This is a genomic window from Serratia montpellierensis (assembly GCF_020858655.1).
GTDB lineage: Bacteria > Pseudomonadota > Gammaproteobacteria > Enterobacterales > Enterobacteriaceae > Serratia > Serratia montpellierensis.
Genome location: NZ_VOSN01000005.1, coordinates 776232 through 793468 on the forward strand (window position 1 = coordinate 776232; position 17237 = coordinate 793468).

The following is a 17237-nucleotide window of genomic DNA, read 5'->3' on the forward strand; positions in this document are numbered from 1 at the left end:
CTTATTTTAGCCGTAAATGACTGATGTCACTTGGCAAGACGCGGGATCCGCAGGTTGTGAGCCGCGTCATGGCGGCGTTTTTTTTAAATGCGCCGAGTCAGGCGCTTGGAGTTGTTGCCGGGAGGTCTTATCAGCTATGCTATGCGGATCTACGAATACTAAATGTTCATTGCGTTGCCTCTGACCGAGGCAACGGTTTACACCTACAGGACCACCGGCCGCCATGCAAGAGCAATACCGTCCAGAAGACATAGAATCGAACGTACAGCTTCACTGGCAAGAGAAGCAGACTTTCAAAGTTACCGAAGACGACAGCAAGGAAAAGTACTACTGCCTATCCATGCTGCCTTACCCGTCCGGCCGACTGCACATGGGCCACGTTCGTAACTACACTATCGGCGACGTGATCTCGCGCTATCAGCGCATGCTGGGCAAAAACGTACTGCAGCCGATCGGCTGGGATGCGTTCGGCCTGCCGGCGGAAGGTGCGGCGGTGAAAAACAACACCGCACCGGCCCCGTGGACCTACGACAACATCGAATACATGAAGAACCAGCTGAAACTGCTGGGCTTCGGCTACGACTGGGATCGCGAAATCGCCACCTGCCAGCCGGAATACTACCGCTGGGAACAGTGGTTCTTCACCAAGCTGTATGAAAAAGGCCTGGTCTACAAGAAGACCTCGGCGGTGAACTGGTGCCCGCACGATCTGACCGTGCTGGCCAACGAACAGGTTATCGACGGCTGCTGCTGGCGCTGCGACACCAAGGTCGAGCGTAAAGAGATCCCGCAGTGGTTCATCAAAATCACCGCCTACGCCGATCAGTTGCTGAACGATCTGGACACGCTTGAAAGCTGGCCGGAGCAGGTGAAAACCATGCAGCGCAACTGGATTGGCCGCTCCGAAGGCGTGGAAATCACCTTCGACGTGGCGGACAGCGAAGAGAAGCTGACGGTTTATACCACCCGTCCCGACACCTTCATGGGCGCCACCTACGTGGCGGTCGCCGCGGGTCACCCGCTGGCGCAACAGGGCGCGCGCAACAACCCGGCGCTGACCGACTTCATCGACGAATGCCGCAACACCAAAGTGGCCGAAGCCGAAATGGCGACGATGGAGAAGAAAGGCATGCCGACCGGCCTGTTCGTTGTCCACCCGCTGAGCGGCGAGAAGCTGCCGGTGTGGGTCGCCAACTTCGTGCTGATGGAATACGGCACCGGCGCCGTGATGGCGGTACCGGCGCACGACCAGCGCGACTGGGAATTCGCCACCAAATACGATTTGCCGATCAAACCGGTGATCCTGAACCTCGACGGCAGCCAGCCTGACGTGAGCGCCGAAGCGATGACCGACAAGGGCGCGCTGTTCAACTCCGGCGAGTTCGACGGTCTGGACAATGAAGCGGGCTTCAACGCCATCGCCGACAAACTGGTCGCCAAGGGCGTAGGCCAGCGTAAGGTCAACTACCGTCTGCGCGACTGGGGCGTCTCCCGTCAGCGTTACTGGGGTGCGCCAATCCCGATGGTGACGCTGGAAGACGGCACCGTGATGCCGACGCCGGAAGACCAGCTGCCGGTGATCCTGCCGGAAGACGTGGTCATGGACGGCATCACCAGCCCGATCAAGGCCGATCCTGAGTGGGCGAAGACCACCGTCGACGGCCAGCCGGCGCTGCGTGAAACCGACACTTTCGACACCTTTATGGAGTCTTCCTGGTACTACGCGCGCTACACCTGCCCGCAGTACGACCAGGGCATGCTGGATCCGGCCGCCGCCAACTACTGGCTGCCGGTCGATCAATATATCGGCGGTATCGAACACGCCATCATGCACCTGATGTACTTCCGCTTCTTCCACAAGCTGATGCGCGATGCGGGCCTGGTGGATTCCGACGAGCCGGCCAAGCGCCTGCTGTGTCAGGGCATGGTGCTGGCCGACGCCTTCTACTACACCGGCAACAGCGGCGAGCGAGTCTGGGTATCTCCGGTTGACGCCACCGTCGAGCGTGACGACAAGGGCCGCATCATCAAGGCCACCGATCCGCAAGGCCGTGAACTGGTCTATGCTGGCATGAGCAAAATGTCGAAGTCGAAGAACAACGGCATCGACCCACAGGAAATGGTGGAAAAATACGGCGCGGACACCGTGCGTCTGTTCATGATGTTCGCTTCACCGGCAGAAATGACGCTGGAGTGGCAGGAGTCCGGCGTGGAAGGGGCTAACCGCTTCCTGAAACGCGTGTGGAAACTGGCCTACGATCACGTGGCAAAAGGCGCGGTACAGCCGCTGGACGTGGCGGCGCTGAACGAAGATCAGAAAGCGCTGCGCCGCGATCTGCACAAAACCATCGCCAAAGTGACCGACGATGTCGGCCGCCGTCAGACCTTCAACACCGCGATCGCCGCCGTGATGGAGCTGATGAACAAGCTGGCCCGCGCGCCACAGGGGAGCGAGCAGGATCGCGCGCTGCTGCAGGAAGCGCTGCTGGCCGTGGTTCGCATGCTGTATCCGTTCACCCCGCACGTGTGCTTCACCCTGTGGCAGGCGCTGGGCGGCGAAGGCGACGTGGACACCGCGCCATGGCCGGTTGCCGACGAACAGGCGATGGTCGAGGACTCCAAGCTGGTGGTGGTGCAGGTGAACGGCAAGGTTCGCGCTAAAATCACCGTATCTGCCGATGCGACCGAAGAGCAAGTGCGCGCGCGCGCTGCCGAAGAGCATCTGGTGGCTAAATATCTGGACGGCGTCACGATTCGCAAAGTGATCTACGTTCCGGGCAAACTGCTTAACCTGGTTGTGGGTTAACACAAGGAGGAGTTGTGCGACAACGTATTCTGACGCTGTTGCTGGGGTTGGCGGTGCTGGTCACCGCCGGCTGCGGTTTTCACCTGCGTGGCACCACGCAGGTGCCTAATGAAATGAAAACGCTGATCCTGGACAGTTCGGATCCTTACGGACCATTGACGCGCGCGGTGCGTGAGCAGCTGCGTTTGAACGCCGTGACCATCGTCAGCGATCCGAAGCGTAAAGACGTGCCTTCCCTGCGCATCGTCGGCGCGACGGAAAGCCAGGATACCGCCTCGATCTTCCAGGACGGTAAAACCGCCGAGTACCAGCTGGTGCTGACCGTGCAGGCCCAGGTGCTGCTCCCGGGCCACGACCTGTACCCGCTGTCGGTGAAAGTGTTCCGTTCGTTCTTCGACAACCCGCTGACCGCGCTGGCCAAAGACTCCGAGCAGGAGATCATTCGCCAGGAAATGCGTGAGCAGGCGGCGCAACAGCTGGTGCGCAAACTGCTGACCGTGCACGCGGCGGAAGAAGAAAACCGGCAAAAAGCCGCTGCCGTCGGCGAACGAGCGGCAAGCCAAACCGCACAATGATCCGCATTTATCCGGAACAACTTGCCGCGCAGCTCCGAGAGGGGCTGCGCGCTTGTTATTTATTGAGCGGCAATGAACCGCTACTGCTGCAGGAAAGCCAGGATCTGCTCCGGCAAGCCGCGCAACAGCAGCAGTTCAGCGAGCACTACAGCATTTCCCTCGACGCCCATACCGACTGGGACGCCATCTTCGGCATCTGCCAGGCAATGAGCCTGTTCGCCAGCCGCCAGACGCTGCTGCTGATCTTCCCGGAAAACGGCCCGACGGCGCCGATCGGCGAACAGCTGACCAAGCTTGCCACGCTGCTGCACGAGGATATTCTGCTGATCCTGCGCGGCCCGCGCCTCACCAAAGCGCAGGAAAACAGCGCCTGGTTCAAGGCGCTCAGCCCGCACGGCGCCCTCGTCAGTTGCCAGACGCCGGAACAGGCGCAGCTGCCACGCTGGGTCGCCACGCGCGCCAAGGCGATGAAGCTGGAATTGGACGACGCCGCCAATCAGCTGTTGTGCTACTGCTACGAAGGCAACCTGCTGGCGCTGTCGCAGGCGCTGGAGCGGCTGTCGCTGCTGCACCCGGACGGCAAACTCACGCTGCCGCGCGTCGAACAGGCGGTGAACGACGCCGCCCACTTCACGCCGTTCCACTGGCTGGATGCCCTGCTGGCCGGCAAGAGCAAGCGCGCCTGGCATATCTTGCAGCAGCTGCAGCAAGAGGACGTGGAGCCGGTGATCCTGCTGCGCACCCTGCAGCGCGAACTGCTGCTGTTGCTGACGCTGCAGCGCCGCATGGCGTCCGCGCCGCTGCGCACGCTGTTCGATCAGCACAAGGTTTGGCAGAACCGCCGCCCGCTGGTGACCCAGGCGCTGCAACGCCTGTCCGGCCCCCAGCTGCAGCAGGCGGTGCAGCTGCTGACGCAAATCGAGCTGACCCTCAAGCAGGACTATGGCCAGTCGGTCTGGCCGGAACTGGAAACCCTGTCGATGCTGCTGTGCGGCAAACCCCTGGCCACGAGTTTTAGCGATGCCCACTAATCCGGAACACCCCACCGTTTTGCACGCGCTGTTCGGCGGCACCTTTGACCCTATCCACTATGGCCACCTGCGGCCGGTGGAGGCGTTGGCCGCCGAAGTGGGCCTGAATCGCGTCACGCTGCTGCCTAACCACGTGCCACCGCACCGCCCACAGCCGGAGGCCAATGCGCAGCAACGCCTGAAGATGGTCGAGCTGGCGATCGCCGGCAACCCGCTGTTTGCGGTCGACGATCGCGAACTGCACCGCACCACCCCCTCCTATACCATCGAGACGTTGGAAACGATTCGTAAAGAGCGTGGCGCCGCCCAGCCACTGGCGTTTATTATTGGCCAGGACTCGCTGCTGACATTGCATAAATGGCATCGCTGGCAGGCGCTGTTGGACGTCTGCCACCTGCTGGTGCTGGCGCGCCCGGGCTATAACGATCGCATGGACACACCGGAACTGCAGCAGTGGCTGGAACGCCATCGCACCGTCGATCCGGCGCTGCTCAGCCGTCGCCCGCACGGCCACATCTATTTGGCCGATACGCCGGAACTGGAAATTTCCGCTACCGAGATCCGCCAGCGCCGCCATCAGGGCCTCAACTGCGACGACCTGCTGCCACGCCCGGTGCAGCGCTATATCGAGTTGCAGGGTTTATATCGCTAGCGAAAGGTGCGTGATATACTGCGCCGCTATTTTTCAGGTATCCGCTGAAAACCCCGGAAACCTTAGCTGGCCGGGCAGTCACCAGTTAGCTGGCTTTCAGCGGCAGCCTGCCGAAACCATTATCCGGTTACGCCGCGGCGTGCGCATGTTGCCCGCTGCAGCCGACTGAACAGAACACACCCGAGGGGGAACCTTTGCAAGGTAAAGCGCTCCAAGATTTCGTCATCGATAAAATCGATGACCTGAAAGGCCAAGACATTATCGCTCTGGACGTACAGGGCAAATCCAGCATCACCGATTGCATGATCATCTGCACCGGCACGTCGACTCGCCACGTGATGTCGATCGCCAACCACGTGGTACAGGAATCCCGTGCCGTAGGCATGGAGCTGTTTGGCATGAAAGGCCAGGAAGCCTCCGACTGGATCGTGGTCGATCTGGGCGAAGTGATCGTGCACGTGATGCAGGAAGAGAGCCGTCGCCTGTACGAGCTGGAAAAACTCTGGAGCTAAGCGGTGAAACTGCAATTGGTGGCGGTCGGCACCAAAATGCCAGACTGGGTGCAAACCGGCTTTATGGATTACCTGCACCGCTTTCCCAAAGATATGCCGTTTGAGCTGACCGAGATCCCGGCGGGCAAACGCGGCAAAAACGCCGACATCAAGCGCATTCTGGACAAGGAAGGCGAACAGATGCTGGCGGCGGTGGGCAAAGGCAACCGTATCGTTACGCTGGATATCCCCGGCACGCCGTGGGAAACGCCGCAGCTGGCGCAGCAGCTTGAGCGCTGGAAGCAGGATGGCCGTAACGTCAGCTTGCTGATCGGCGGCCCGGAAGGGCTCGCGCCCGCCTGCAAAGCCGCTGCCGAGCAGAGCTGGTCACTTTCTCCGTTGACACTGCCGCATCCTTTGGTGCGCGTCCTGGTGGCCGAAAGCCTCTACCGCGCCTGGAGTATTACTACAAATCATCCTTACCACCGGGAATAGCCGGTGGTGACCGTGACAGAGTGAAATAAAGCAGCGGGATGAAAATAGAACGTAACCCTTTTCGCGACTATACGGCTGAATCCGCCCTGTTTGTACGCCGCGCCCTGGTGGCGTTCTTGGTCATCCTTGTGCTGTCCGGCATCCTGATCGCCAACCTGTATAATCTGCAAGTGGTCCGCGTCGAGGATTACCGCACCCGCTCCAACGAAAACCGCATCAAGCTGGTGCCCATCGCGCCCAGCCGCGGCATTATCTACGATCGCAACGGCACCCCGCTGGCGCTCAACCGCACCATTTATCAGCTGGAGCTGATGCCGGAGAAGGTCGACGATCTCAAAGCCACGCTGCAGGCGCTGCGCACGGTGGTCGATCTGACCGACGATGACATCACCAATTTCGAAAAAGAGCGCAAGCGATCGCGCCGTTTCGTCTCCATTCCGGTGAAAACCGCGCTAACCGAGGTGCAGGTCGCCCGCTTTGCGGTCAATCAGTTCCGCTTCCCCGGCGTGGAAGTGAAAGGCTATCAACGCCGCTACTACCCTTACGGATCCGCCCTCACCCACGTCACCGGCTATGTGTCGAAGATCAACGACCGCGACGTCGAACGCCTGGATAAAGACGGCAAGCTGGCCAACTACGCCGCCACCCACGATATCGGCAAGCTGGGCATCGAACGCTATTACGAAGACACGCTGCACGGCAAAACCGGCTATGAAGAGGTCGAGGTCAACAACCGCGGCCGGGTGATCCGCCAATTGCACGAACAGCCGCCTTCCGCCGGTCAGGACGTTTATCTGACGCTCGATCTTGACCTGCAGCGCTATATCGAGCAGCTGCTGGTCGGCAGCCGTGCCGCAGTGGTAGTGAGCGATCCGCGCACCGGCGCCATCCTGGCGATGGTGTCCAACCCGAGCTACGATCCGAACCTGTTCGTCGACGGCATTTCCAGCAAGGACTATCAGGGGCTGCTGAACGATCCGAATCGACCGCTGATCAACCGCGCCACGCAGGGGGTCTATCCGCCCGCGTCAACGGTGAAGCCTTACATCGCGGTATCGGCGCTGAGCGCCGGGGTGATCACCAAAAACACCGTGGTGTTCGATCCCGGCTGGTGGCAACTGCCCGGCTCGGAAAAACGCTTCCGCGACTGGAAAAAATGGGGCCACGGCCGCCTTAACGTCACCAAGGCGCTGGAAGAATCCGCAGATACCTATTTCTATCAGGTCGCCTATGACATGGGGATCGATCGGCTGTCGACCTGGCTGACCAAATTCGGTTACGGCCAGTATACCGGCATCGATCTGTCCGAAGAGCGCTCCGGCCTGATGCCGACGCGCGAGTGGAAGCTGAAGCGCTATAAAAAGCCGTGGTATCAGGGCGACACCATTCCGGTGGGCATCGGCCAGGGTTACTGGACCGCCACGCCGATCCAGATGTCCAAAGCGCTGAACACCCTGATCAACGACGGCAACGTCAAAACGCCGCACCTGCTGCAGAGCACCCGCGTCAACGGCGCGCTGGTGCCGTTTAAACAGGAAGAAGACACGCAGATCGGCGATATTCACTCCGGCTTCTGGGAAATCGCCAAAGACGGCATGTACGGTGTGGCCAACCGTCCGAACGGGACGGCGCGCAAATACTTTGCGGACGCACCTTATAAAGCCGCGGCGAAATCGGGTACCGCACAGGTATTCGGCTACGAAACCTACAACGCCCACAAACTGGCGGAGCACCTGCGCGATCATAAACTGATGACCGCCTTCGCGCCGTTCAACAATCCGACGGTGTCGGTCGCCATCATTCTGGAAAACGGCGGCGCCGGTCCGGCGGTGGGCACCATCACCCGCCAGATCCTCGACCATATTCTGCTGGGCGACAACAATACGCAATTGCCAAGCGAAGCGCCGCTGCCGCCTGGCGTAGAAGGTGACTAAGGTAGAACATGACTGAAAGCCAACAAAAAGGCTCGATCTGGACCAAAATCCACATCGACCCGACGTTCCTGCTGCTGATCCTGGCCCTGCTGGTCTACAGCGCCTTCGTGATGTGGAGCGCCAGCGGCCAGGACATCGGCATGATGGAACGCAAGATCGGGCAGATCGTCATGGGGCTGATCGTGATGGCCGTCATGGCGCAAATCCCGCCGCGCGTGTACGAAAGCTGGGCACCCTATCTGTACATCTTCTGCGTGATTTTGCTGATCCTGGTGGACGCCTTCGGGCAGATCAGTAAAGGCGCACAGCGCTGGCTGGATCTCGGCGTGGTGCGCTTCCAGCCGTCGGAGATCGCCAAGATCGCCGTGCCGCTGATGGTGGCGCGCTTTATGAACCGCGATGTCTGCCCGCCTTCGCTGAAAAACACCGCTATCGCGCTGGTGCTGATCTTCCTGCCGACGCTGCTGGTGGCCGCGCAACCGGATCTGGGCACCTCGATCCTGATCGCCGCCTCCGGCCTGTTCGTGCTGTTCCTGTCGGGCATGAGCTGGAAACTGATCGCCGTCGCCGCCGTTGCGCTGGCGGCCTTTATCCCGGTGCTGTGGTTCTTCCTGATGCATGGCTATCAACGCGACCGCGTGATGATGCTGCTCGATCCGGAGAGCGACCCGCTCGGCGCCGGCTACCATATCATTCAATCCAAGATCGCCATCGGCTCCGGCGGCCTGTCCGGCAAGGGCTGGCTGCACGGCACCCAGTCGCAGCTGGAGTTCCTGCCGGAACGCCATACCGACTTTATCTTCGCCGTGTTGGCCGAAGAGCTGGGGCTGATCGGGGTGTTGGTGCTGCTGGCGCTTTACCTGCTGGTGATCATTCGCGGGCTGATGATCGCGGCCAAGGCACAAACTACCTTCGGCCGCGTGATGGTCGGCGGCTTGATGCTGATTTTGTTCGTTTATGTCTTTGTTAACATCGGTATGGTCAGTGGCATTTTGCCGGTAGTTGGCGTACCTTTGCCTCTGGTCAGTTACGGGGGTTCGGCGCTGATAGTGTTGATGGCCGGTTTCGGCATCATCATGTCGATCCACACGCATCGGAAAATGCTGTCTAAAAGTTTATAAGAGGTGAGTAATGCGTAAGGAATGGCTTTGGATCGGCGTCGCGGTGGTGTTGCTCTCCGCCTGTACCGCCCCGACCACGGAACAGCAGGCACCACAGCAGCCGTACAACGGCCCGGTGGTGGAGATCGGTGGCGTCGAGCCTCAATATGAACCCTATAACCCTAACAACATGCAGGATTATAAGGTTAATGGCGATACTTACCGCATCGTAAAAGATCCGCAGAACTTCTCGCAGACCGGCCTGGCGGCCTGGTATGGCGAAGAAGCCAACGGCAACACCACGGCGCTGGGCGAGCAGTTCGATCCGAATGGCCTGACCGCGGCGCACCCGACCTTACCGATCCCAAGCTATGTGCGCGTCACCAACCTGGCCAACGGCCGTCAGCTGGTGGTGCGCGTCAACGATCGCGGGCCTTACACCAAGGGGCGCATCATCGATCTGTCGAAAGCCGCCGCCGACCGCCTCAACCTGTCCAACAACACCAAGGTCAAAGTCGATTTCATCAACGTAGCGCCGGACGGCACGCTGAGCGGCCCAGGCACCATCGGCACCATCGTGGCGAAACAGAGCTACGCCCTGCCGTCGCGCCCGGATCTCGGCGCCAGCGGCATGGGCACCCCGATCCAACAGGACGTGCCGGTCGCCAGCGGCGCGGCGGTGCGCCCGATCGATAACAGCACCCTGCGCACCGACGACAACAACGCCCCAGCCGCTGGCGGCCGCAGCGGTTTCCTCGGCGCGCCAAGCGCAGTACCGGCCGGCGTGCTGGAAGGTTCCGAACCTGAAGCCGCCGCCGTGGCCGCGCCGGTTGCAGCCGGCGCCGCGGCTGTCGGCATGGCTGCCGCGTCTTCCTCCGGCGGCTACGTGGTGCAGGTCGGTGCGCTGAGCAGCGCCGAGCGCGCCCAGAGCTGGCAGCAAAGCCTGAGCCAACAGTTTGGCGTACCGGGTAAAGTGGCGGCCAACGGCAACGTTTATCGCGTCCAGCTCGGCCCATTCAGCAGCCGTCAGCAGGCGGCCCAGCTGCAGCAACGCCTGGCCAGCGAAGCGCAACAACAGTCTTTCGTTACTGCTGCACCCTAAGCGTTAAGCCCGGCGGGCATTCGCGGCTGATAAGCGGTTATTTAGCTGAAACATTTTCTTGCAGCTAAAAGGTCTCTAACCGCAATTAGTCAGATGAATGGGTAATGCCTGCCGGGATCGCATCTGCTATAGTGTGGCTCGTTTTTTAACTTTACTTTCACGGATGTTGTAGTCCCGATCATGAAACAAGTAACTTCTTTTCGCTTAATCAAAAGCATCGCACTCGGCACCGTTATCGCAATGAGCGCAGCCTCCGTTGCGCATGCCGATGACGTTAACATCAAAACCATGATCCCAGGTGTCCCGCAGATCGATGCGGAAGCGTACATCCTGATTGATTACAACTCCGGCAAGGTGCTGGCCGAGATGAACGCCGATGCGCGTCGCGATCCGGCCAGCCTGACCAAAATGATGACCAGCTACGTCATCGGCCAGGCGCTGAAAGCGGGCAAAATCGGCCAGGACGATCTGGTGACTGTCGGCCAGGACGCCTGGGCGACCGGTAACCCAGTGTTCAAAGGCTCCTCGCTGATGTTCCTGAAGCCGGGCGATCGCGTGCCGGTCTCCAAGCTGACCCGCGGCATCAACCTGCAATCCGGTAACGACGCCTGCGTGGCGATGGCCGACTACGTCGCCGGCAGCCAGGACGCGTTCGTTAACCTGATGAACACCTACGTCAGCAAGCTGGGCCTGCAGAACACCCACTTCCAGACGGTACACGGCCTGGATGCCCAGGGCCAGTACAGCTCGGCGCGCGACATGGCGCTGATCGGCCAGGCGCTGATCCGCGATGTGCCGGAAGAGTACGCGATTTACAAAGAAAAAGAGTTCACCTTCAACAATATCCGCCAGATGAACCGCAACGGCCTGCTGTGGGATAACAGCCTGAACGTCGACGGCATCAAAACCGGCCACACCGACGCGGCGGGTTACAACCTGGTGGCTTCGGCGACCGAAGGCCAGATGCGTCTGATCTCCGCCGTAATGGGCGGCCGCACCTACAAAGGCCGCGAAGCCGAGAGCAAGAAACTGCTGACCTGGGGCTTCCGCTTCTTTGAAACCGTGGCGCCGCTGAAAGTCGGTAAAGAGTTCGCTTCTGAGCCTGTCTGGTTCGGCGATGCCGACCGCGTTGAGCTGGGCGTGGACAAAGACGTCTACCTGACCATCCCGCGCGGCCGCATGAAAGATCTGAAGGCCAGCTACGTGCTGAACACCCCTGAAATTCACGCGCCGCTGGCGAAAAACCAGGTGGTGGGCAGCATCAACTTCCAGCTGGACGGCAAAACCATCGACCAGCGTCCGCTGGTGGTGATGAACGAAGTGAAAGAAGGCGGTTTCTTCAGCCGCATCGTGGACTACATCAAACTGATGTTCCACCACTGGTTCGGTTAACGGTTGAAACGGGCGAAATTGCCCCCATATACTGAATAACATTAACTCCCGCCCCGGCGGGAGTTATAATTTATAGATTAGCTAGCACTCTGGAGCGCACGCACATGCAAAAAACTAAACTGAACGAACTGCTCGAATTCCCTTGCTCGTTTACCTACAAGGTGATGGGTCTGGCGCAGCCTGAGCTGGTTGACCAGGTAGTTGAAGTGGTGCAGCGCCATGCACCGGGCGATTACAACCCGCAGGTTAAGCCGAGCAGCAAAGGCAACTACCACTCCGTTTCCATCACCATCAACGCCACTCATATCGAGCAGGTCGAAACCCTGTACGAAGAGTTGGGCAACATTGAAATTGTTCGCATGGTGCTGTAATTCCAGCATAAAACCCTGCTTATCAACCCGGGATGGCGCAGCGTCTTCCCGGGTTGCGCATTTTTGGTCAGCGAAAGGCTGGCCGCAAGCCGGAGCGCCCGGTATAATGGCTTTACCACTTCTGTAACCTGACGATGACTCTTTTGCAACCAGACAAGATCATTTTGCGTCAGCTGGGGTTGCAGCCCTACGCGCCTGTATCCCAAGCCATGCATAACTTCACCGACAGTCGTACCGAGACTACGCCGGACGAACTGTGGCTGGTACAGCATCACCCGGTTTTCACCCAAGGCCAGGCCGGCAAAGCCGAGCATGTGCTGATGCCCGGTGATATCCCGGTGGTCCAGAGCGATCGCGGCGGCCAGGTGACCTACCACGGCCCGGGTCAGCAGGTGATGTACGTGATGGTCGATCTGAAACGCAACAAGGTCGGCGTGCGTCAATTGGTCACGGCGATAGAAGATACGGTTATCAACACCCTCGCCCACTTTCGCCTCGCATCGCGCGCCCGTCCGGATGCGCCTGGCGTGTATGTGGGGGAGCAGAAAATCTGTTCGTTGGGTTTGCGGATCCGCAAAGGCAGCTCATTCCACGGCCTGGCCCTGAATGTGGCGATGGATCTCAGCCCCTTCCAACGCATCAACCCTTGCGGTTACGCCGGCATGCAGATGACGCAGGTCAGCGCGCTGGCGCCCGGCGTTGGCATTGAAGACATACACCCAATCCTGGTACAGGAATTTGTTCATTTACTCGGCTACCAGACGGTCGAGCTTCGTAACTGGAACCTGCACGATTATGAGTAAACCAATTCAGATGGAACGCGGCGTCAAATACCGCGATGCTGACAAAATGGCGCTGATCCCGGTCAAAACGGTGGTCACCGAACGGCAGGAGCTGTTGCGTAAACCCGAGTGGATGAAGATCAAACTGCCTGCCGACTCAACGCGCATTCAGGGCATCAAAGCCGCGATGCGTAAAAACGGCCTGCACTCCGTCTGTGAGGAAGCCTCGTGCCCTAACCTGTCCGAGTGTTTCAACCACGGTACCGCCACCTTTATGATCCTCGGCGCTATCTGCACCCGTCGCTGCCCGTTCTGCGACGTGGCCCACGGCCGCCCGATCGCGCCGGACACCAACGAACCGGAAAAGCTGGCGCAAACGATCGCCGACATGGCGCTGCGTTACGTGGTGATCACCTCGGTTGACCGCGACGATCTGCGCGACGGCGGTGCTCAGCACTTTGCCGACTGCATCTCGGCCATCCGCGCCAAGAGCCCGAACATCAAAATTGAAACGCTGGTGCCGGACTTCCGCGGCCGCATGGATCGCGCGCTGGAAATCATCACCGCCACGCCGCCGGACGTGTTTAACCACAACCTGGAAAACGTGCCGCGCGTCTACCGCCAGGTGCGCCCGGGCGCCAACTACGAGTGGTCGCTGAAGCTGCTGGAGCGCTTTAAAGAAGCGCACCCGGATATCCCGACCAAATCCGGCCTGATGGTCGGCCTGGGCGAAACCAACGCGGAAATCGTCGAAGTGATGCGCGATCTGCGCCGCCACGGCGTGACCATGCTGACGCTGGGCCAATACCTGCAGCCAAGCCGTCACCACCTGCCGGTGCAGCGCTACGTCAGCCCGGCCGAGTTCGACGAGATGAAAGAAGAAGCGATGGCGATGGGCTTCACCCACGCTGCCTGCGGCCCGTTCGTGCGTTCGTCTTACCACGCCGATCTGCAGGCCAAAGGGATGGAAGTGAAATAACGCGTAATAGTTTGTTACGCTAAAGACGGCGGAAACGCCAAAAAACGGATGTCCGTAAGGCATCCGTTTTTTTATTGTGCGTCACCAGACGGAATTAAACGTCTTTCTTTTCGACGCTCTGCTGAGCGGACTGGCTCTCGGCGGTGTTGTTGCCGGCGGCCGGCGGCGTGCTGTCGTCGCCCACGGCTTTTTTAAAGCCTTTCAGCGCCGCGCCAAGATCGGCGCCGAGCGTACGCAGTTTGCTGGTGCCGAACAGTAAAATCACCAACACTGCAATCACCAGAAGTTTGGTAATGCTGATACCTTCCATACTCACCTTCTTATCATAGAGCGCTGTGTGAACAGCGAGAAAAACTGACCTTGCCTGCGAATATTTAGCGACTTTCCCCCAGTTCGCACAACCGCAACATGTAACAGAGTGAGATCCGTCGCAGGAATGCCACGCGGCCTCACGGCGTGAATCCAAGACTATTCTTAGTTTATCACCCGCATGATACGCTGCCGTGATACTTATCAGGGAGATGCCGGATGTATATTGCTCCACCCATTTTCGATGCCCGAAAATCCGGCCTCAGCTTCGCCAAACGCACCTATCTGCCCCGCGTCGCCGGTCTGGGGCTCGGCTTTATCTGCGTCTGCGCCGCGCTCTACCCGCTGGCTCCGCCCACGGCGGTCTGGCTCTTGCTGGCCTTTCACGGCTTTGTCTGGCCGCATCTCGCCTACCATCGGGCCTGCCGCGCCAAAGATCCGTTCAAAGCCGAGATCCGCAACCTGCTGATCGACTCCGCCTTCGGCGGCTTCTGGGCGGCGATGATGGCATTCAACGCGCTGCCGGCGATCGTCATCCTGTCGATGATGAGCATGAACAACATCGCTTCGGCCGGTAAGGCACTGTTTGTCAAAGGCTTGGCGATTCAGTTGGCCGTGGCAGCGCTGACCGGCGCGCTGCTCGGCTTCCCGTTCCACCCGCACAGCACGCCGCTGCAAATCTATCTGTGCCTGCCGATGATCTACCTGTATCCGACGCTGCTCGGGCTGGTGACCTACCGCACCGCCAAGCGGCTGGCGGAAAAGAAACAGGAGCTGCAGCGCATCAGCACCCGCGATGGACTAACCGGCCTGTATAATCGCCGCCACTGGGAGCACCTGCTGCATCGCCAGTTCGACAGCTGCCGCCGCTACCAGGACAACGCCACGCTGATCCTGATGGATATCGATCGCTTCAAAACCATCAACGACACCTTCGGCCACGCGCTGGGGGATGAAGCCCTGGCGGCATTGGCGGAAGAGCTGTTGATCGGCTTGCGCAACGTGGATATCGTCGGGCGTTACGGCGGCGACGAATTTGGCGCGGTGCTGCCGAACACCAGTGCCGAACAGGCGGAAATCGTTCTGCGCCGTATCCAGCAGCGGCTGGACGCGGTCATTTTCAAGGAGGCGCCGCAGCTGCGGCTGCAGATCAGCGCCGGCATCGCCAACTACCACCCCGCGCTAGGCGGTTATCTGGACTGGCTCAAAGCCGCCGACGGCGCGCTCTACCGGGCGAAGCATAATGGCCGCAACCGGCTGGAAACGGCGACGCCGACGAGTGGCTAGCTTACTGACTTAATAACTTGGCAAAATACTTTGGCGCTTCGACAAAACCTTCGCGCCGATAAAACGCATGGGCCCGCCCGCGGCGGCTGTGGCAATGAACTTCCAACCGATCGCAGCCGCGACGGTGCGCCAGCGCCTCGCCCTCCGCCAACAGCAACCGCCCTACGCCCGCGCCGCGCGCCCGATCGTCGACGCAAAAATAGCTGATGCGGGCAATATCGCCGGCCAACGCCAGCTGAGGCAGAAAATGCAGCGACAACACGCCCAGCACTTGCTCCTCCTCAACCGCCACCAGCAGCGCCTCATCCGGATGCGCCAACAATTGCTGCATTCGCTGCGTCAGAAACACCTCGGTGCCGGGATAATCCAGCGCCGTCATTAATTCGGCGATAGCGTGCCGGTCGCTCAGACGCGCCGTTCTGATTTCCATCCGTTTTACCTCGCAGAGTGTCGATACTACAAAATAGGCGGCGTTAGGTGTAACATCCACCGGGTACGGCAAAAAAGGCCGTGCGGCACGCTGGAGATGACATTCCTCCCTAACCGCCTTCACAGGCTGATGATGTCTACGTAACCTCTCGGAGAGAGGCGCGTAGCGTTACGTCTGTCCCTTTCCGAGTCCCGTGAATTTCTCTGATTGAAAGGTAGTTGCCCCATGTTGAGTTCTTTACTGGCCGTATTTATCGGCGGCGGCGTCGGCAGCGTTTTACGCTGGGCGGTAAGCATGAAAATGAATCCGCTGAACGCCCACATCCCGCTCGGTACGCTGATGGTCAATCTGATCGGCGGTTTTATCATCGGTCTGGCGATGGCGATTTTCACCCGCATGACGCATCTGGATCCCACCTGGAAATTACTGATCACCACCGGGTTCTGCGGCGGCCTGACTACCTTCTCCACCTTTTCGCTGGAGGTGGTGTACCTGATGCAGGATGGCCGCTTCGGTTGGGCACTGGCCAACATGCTGCTCAACCTGGCCGGTTCGCTGGCGATGACGCTGCTGGCCTTTATGCTGGTGATGTGGGTCAACGGGCGCTAAGCCCTTAATGTTTCCTTAATCTTGCATGCGCATAATCTCATCCAGTACTCCTGACTGGATGAGAAACCGCTATGTTTAGCCTGCCGAAAACCGCCGCCGAAGCGATTGCCGTTGCGCTGTGCGTGCTGATCGTCGCCGCCTTTATCAAATCCTACCTGTTCGCATAAGCGCCTTTTTCCCCGCAGCACGCATTCATCTTGCGCCTTTCCGGCCGATTACACTACAATTGAGAATGAACGTTCACACCCAAAATGTGAACCCGGCTCACGCGTAGCAAAGGATCGGGCAGATGCTCTCCCCCAACGACAGTAAACAGGCTAAGGTGCAGGCCCGCCGCGATCAGATCGTCGAAGCGGCGAAAATCAGCTTCCGCCGCCACGGCTTCCACGCCGCCAGCATGGCGGAAATCGCCCAGGGCTCACAGCTCAGCGTCGGCCAAATCTATCGCTATTTCGCCAATAAAGACGCGATTATCGAGGAGATCGTCAACCGCATCATCGCCAGCAAGATGCAGCGGCTGGAAAACCTTGGCGATCACATCAATCTGATCGCCGGCGTGCTGGCGGAGCGCACGCTGTTCCAGCAGCCGGGCGAGAGCGAAACCGACCATATGCTGATGCTGGAAGTGACAGCCGAGGCCACGCGCAATCCGGTGGTGGCCAAAATGCTCAGCGACGCGGAAGCGCGGCTGTTTCGCCACGTGTGCCACAACCTGCAGCAGCTGTTTCCCCATTTCAGCGCGGAAGAGATCGCCGCGCGGGTGGAATTTATCGCCGTCATGAGCGAAGGCACCGGTTACCGTATCCTTACCACGCAAAAAGCCGATGCGTCCCTGCTGCGCGATCTGTATCAGCAGGCCATTTCTCACCTGTTCAGGAAACTCTAATCTCCC

The 17237-nt window shown here is 59.8% G+C and carries 18 protein-coding genes and 1 riboswitch; of the genes, 16 read left to right on the forward strand and 2 right to left on the reverse strand.

Annotated elements, in window-relative coordinates:
- Window positions 1–223 precede the first annotated feature (223 nt).
- The 13 genes from leuS to lipA all read left to right on the forward strand — a co-directional run bounded on the left by leuS (window position 224) and on the right by lipA (window position 13710).
- Complete coding sequence (gene leuS / locus FUU19_RS09120; RefSeq protein ID WP_197833028.1) at window positions 224–2806, forward strand: leucine--tRNA ligase; 2583 nt, start codon at window positions 224–226, stop codon at window positions 2804–2806.
- 14 nt (window positions 2807–2820) lie between these two features.
- Complete coding sequence (lptE, locus tag FUU19_RS09125; protein ID WP_049242706.1) at window positions 2821–3381, forward strand: LPS assembly lipoprotein LptE; 561 nt, start codon at window positions 2821–2823, stop codon at window positions 3379–3381.
- Window positions 3378–4412 (forward strand): DNA polymerase III subunit delta, encoded by a 1035-nt coding sequence (gene holA, locus FUU19_RS09130; RefSeq protein ID WP_055316089.1) that lies wholly within the window; start codon window positions 3378–3380, stop codon window positions 4410–4412. Before lptE ends, holA begins: the two co-directional genes overlap by 4 nt.
- Window positions 4402–5064: a nicotinate-nucleotide adenylyltransferase gene (gene nadD / locus FUU19_RS09135; RefSeq protein WP_025301840.1), complete on the forward strand. Its 663-nt coding sequence runs from the start codon at window positions 4402–4404 to the stop codon at window positions 5062–5064. Before holA ends, nadD begins: the two co-directional genes overlap by 11 nt.
- A gap of 194 nt (window positions 5065–5258) precedes the next feature.
- A complete protein-coding gene (gene rsfS / locus FUU19_RS09140; RefSeq protein ID WP_025301839.1) occupies window positions 5259–5576 on the forward strand; it encodes a ribosome silencing factor in 318 nt (105 codons plus the stop codon).
- A 3-nt stretch (window positions 5577–5579) separates the two neighbouring features.
- On the forward strand, window positions 5580–6050 hold the full coding sequence (gene rlmH, locus FUU19_RS09145; RefSeq protein WP_004940002.1) for a 23S rRNA (pseudouridine(1915)-N(3))-methyltransferase RlmH: 471 nt from the start codon (window positions 5580–5582) through the stop codon (window positions 6048–6050).
- A gap of 38 nt (window positions 6051–6088) precedes the next feature.
- The gene (gene mrdA / locus FUU19_RS09150) at window positions 6089–7984 is read left to right on the forward strand and encodes a peptidoglycan DD-transpeptidase MrdA (protein ID WP_141970421.1); all 1896 of its coding nucleotides are present in this window, start codon (window positions 6089–6091) and stop codon (window positions 7982–7984) included.
- An 8-nt stretch (window positions 7985–7992) separates the two neighbouring features.
- Window positions 7993–9105 carry a peptidoglycan glycosyltransferase MrdB gene (gene mrdB, locus FUU19_RS09155; RefSeq protein ID WP_004940006.1) on the forward strand — a complete coding sequence of 371 codons (1113 nt, stop codon included), beginning with the start codon at window positions 7993–7995 and terminating at the stop codon, window positions 9103–9105.
- A gap of 10 nt (window positions 9106–9115) precedes the next feature.
- Window positions 9116–10186, forward strand: a complete 1071-nt coding sequence (gene rlpA / locus FUU19_RS09160) for an endolytic peptidoglycan transglycosylase RlpA (RefSeq protein ID WP_230490109.1) — start codon at window positions 9116–9118, stop codon at window positions 10184–10186.
- A gap of 180 nt (window positions 10187–10366) precedes the next feature.
- Complete coding sequence (gene dacA / locus FUU19_RS09165) at window positions 10367–11578, forward strand: D-alanyl-D-alanine carboxypeptidase DacA (protein ID WP_004940010.1); 1212 nt, start codon at window positions 10367–10369, stop codon at window positions 11576–11578.
- 104 nt (window positions 11579–11682) lie between these two features.
- Window positions 11683–11949, forward strand: a complete 267-nt coding sequence (gene ybeD / locus FUU19_RS09170; protein ID WP_004940012.1) for a DUF493 family protein YbeD — start codon at window positions 11683–11685, stop codon at window positions 11947–11949.
- 134 nt (window positions 11950–12083) lie between these two features.
- Window positions 12084–12752: a lipoyl(octanoyl) transferase LipB gene (gene lipB / locus FUU19_RS09175; RefSeq protein WP_015376934.1), complete on the forward strand. Its 669-nt coding sequence runs from the start codon at window positions 12084–12086 to the stop codon at window positions 12750–12752.
- Complete coding sequence (lipA, locus tag FUU19_RS09180; RefSeq protein WP_230490108.1) at window positions 12745–13710, forward strand: lipoyl synthase; 966 nt, start codon at window positions 12745–12747, stop codon at window positions 13708–13710. Before lipB ends, lipA begins: the two co-directional genes overlap by 8 nt.
- A gap of 94 nt (window positions 13711–13804) precedes the next feature.
- On the opposite strand, the gene tatA is transcribed toward lipA, so the two are convergent.
- Window positions 13805–14020 (reverse strand): Sec-independent protein translocase subunit TatA, encoded by a 216-nt coding sequence (gene tatA, locus FUU19_RS09185; protein WP_060440524.1) that lies wholly within the window; start codon window positions 14018–14020, stop codon window positions 13805–13807.
- A 218-nt stretch (window positions 14021–14238) separates the two neighbouring features.
- Between tatA and FUU19_RS09190 the strand changes: the two genes are divergently transcribed.
- Entirely contained in the window at window positions 14239–15306 is a 1068-nt protein-coding gene (locus FUU19_RS09190; RefSeq protein WP_197833032.1) for a diguanylate cyclase, read from the forward strand.
- Between the two features lies 1 nt (window position 15307).
- Here the strand turns inward: FUU19_RS09190 and FUU19_RS09195 are convergent, their stop codons facing one another.
- Window positions 15308–15736 (reverse strand): GNAT family N-acetyltransferase, encoded by a 429-nt coding sequence (locus FUU19_RS09195; RefSeq protein WP_197833033.1) that lies wholly within the window; start codon window positions 15734–15736, stop codon window positions 15308–15310.
- Window positions 15737–15819: 83 nt separating this feature from the next.
- Window positions 15820–15882, forward strand: a riboswitch (Fluoride riboswitch).
- A 79-nt stretch (window positions 15883–15961) separates the two neighbouring features.
- Here FUU19_RS09195 and crcB point away from each other — a divergent pair.
- Both crcB and FUU19_RS09205 read left to right on the forward strand, forming a co-directional pair.
- The gene (crcB, locus tag FUU19_RS09200; RefSeq protein WP_004940022.1) at window positions 15962–16345 is read left to right on the forward strand and encodes a fluoride efflux transporter CrcB; all 384 of its coding nucleotides are present in this window, start codon (window positions 15962–15964) and stop codon (window positions 16343–16345) included.
- Window positions 16346–16634: 289 nt separating this feature from the next.
- Window positions 16635–17231, forward strand: a complete 597-nt coding sequence (locus FUU19_RS09205) for a TetR/AcrR family transcriptional regulator (protein WP_197833034.1) — start codon at window positions 16635–16637, stop codon at window positions 17229–17231.
- Window positions 17232–17237: the final 6 nt, after the last annotated feature.

Bases quoted from the DNA above. Each gene is read 5' to 3' on its own strand.
- FUU19_RS09205 (WP_197833034.1), top strand. From the start codon at position 16,635: ATGCTCTCCCCCAACGACAGTAAACAGGCTAAGGTGCAGGCCCGCCGC.
- lipB (WP_015376934.1), top strand. From the start codon at position 12,084: ATGACTCTTTTGCAACCAGACAAGATCATTTTGCGTCAGCTGGGGTTG.
- rlpA (WP_230490109.1), top strand. From the start codon at position 9,116: ATGCGTAAGGAATGGCTTTGGATCGGCGTCGCGGTGGTGTTGCTCTCC.
- FUU19_RS09195 (WP_197833033.1), bottom strand. From the start codon at position 15,736: ATGGAAATCAGAACGGCGCGTCTGAGCGACCGGCACGCTATCGCCGAA.
- ybeD (WP_004940012.1), top strand. From the start codon at position 11,683: ATGCAAAAAACTAAACTGAACGAACTGCTCGAATTCCCTTGCTCGTTT.
- lipA (WP_230490108.1), top strand. From the start codon at position 12,745: ATGAGTAAACCAATTCAGATGGAACGCGGCGTCAAATACCGCGATGCT.
- nadD (WP_025301840.1), top strand. From the start codon at position 4,402: ATGCCCACTAATCCGGAACACCCCACCGTTTTGCACGCGCTGTTCGGC.
- mrdB (WP_004940006.1), top strand. From the start codon at position 7,993: ATGACTGAAAGCCAACAAAAAGGCTCGATCTGGACCAAAATCCACATC.
- holA (WP_055316089.1), top strand. From the start codon at position 3,378: ATGATCCGCATTTATCCGGAACAACTTGCCGCGCAGCTCCGAGAGGGG.
- tatA (WP_060440524.1), bottom strand. From the start codon at position 14,020: ATGGAAGGTATCAGCATTACCAAACTTCTGGTGATTGCAGTGTTGGTG.
- crcB (WP_004940022.1), top strand. From the start codon at position 15,962: ATGTTGAGTTCTTTACTGGCCGTATTTATCGGCGGCGGCGTCGGCAGC.
- mrdA (WP_141970421.1), top strand. From the start codon at position 6,089: ATGAAAATAGAACGTAACCCTTTTCGCGACTATACGGCTGAATCCGCC.
- dacA (WP_004940010.1), top strand. From the start codon at position 10,367: ATGAAACAAGTAACTTCTTTTCGCTTAATCAAAAGCATCGCACTCGGC.
- leuS (WP_197833028.1), top strand. From the start codon at position 224: ATGCAAGAGCAATACCGTCCAGAAGACATAGAATCGAACGTACAGCTT.
- FUU19_RS09190 (WP_197833032.1), top strand. From the start codon at position 14,239: ATGTATATTGCTCCACCCATTTTCGATGCCCGAAAATCCGGCCTCAGC.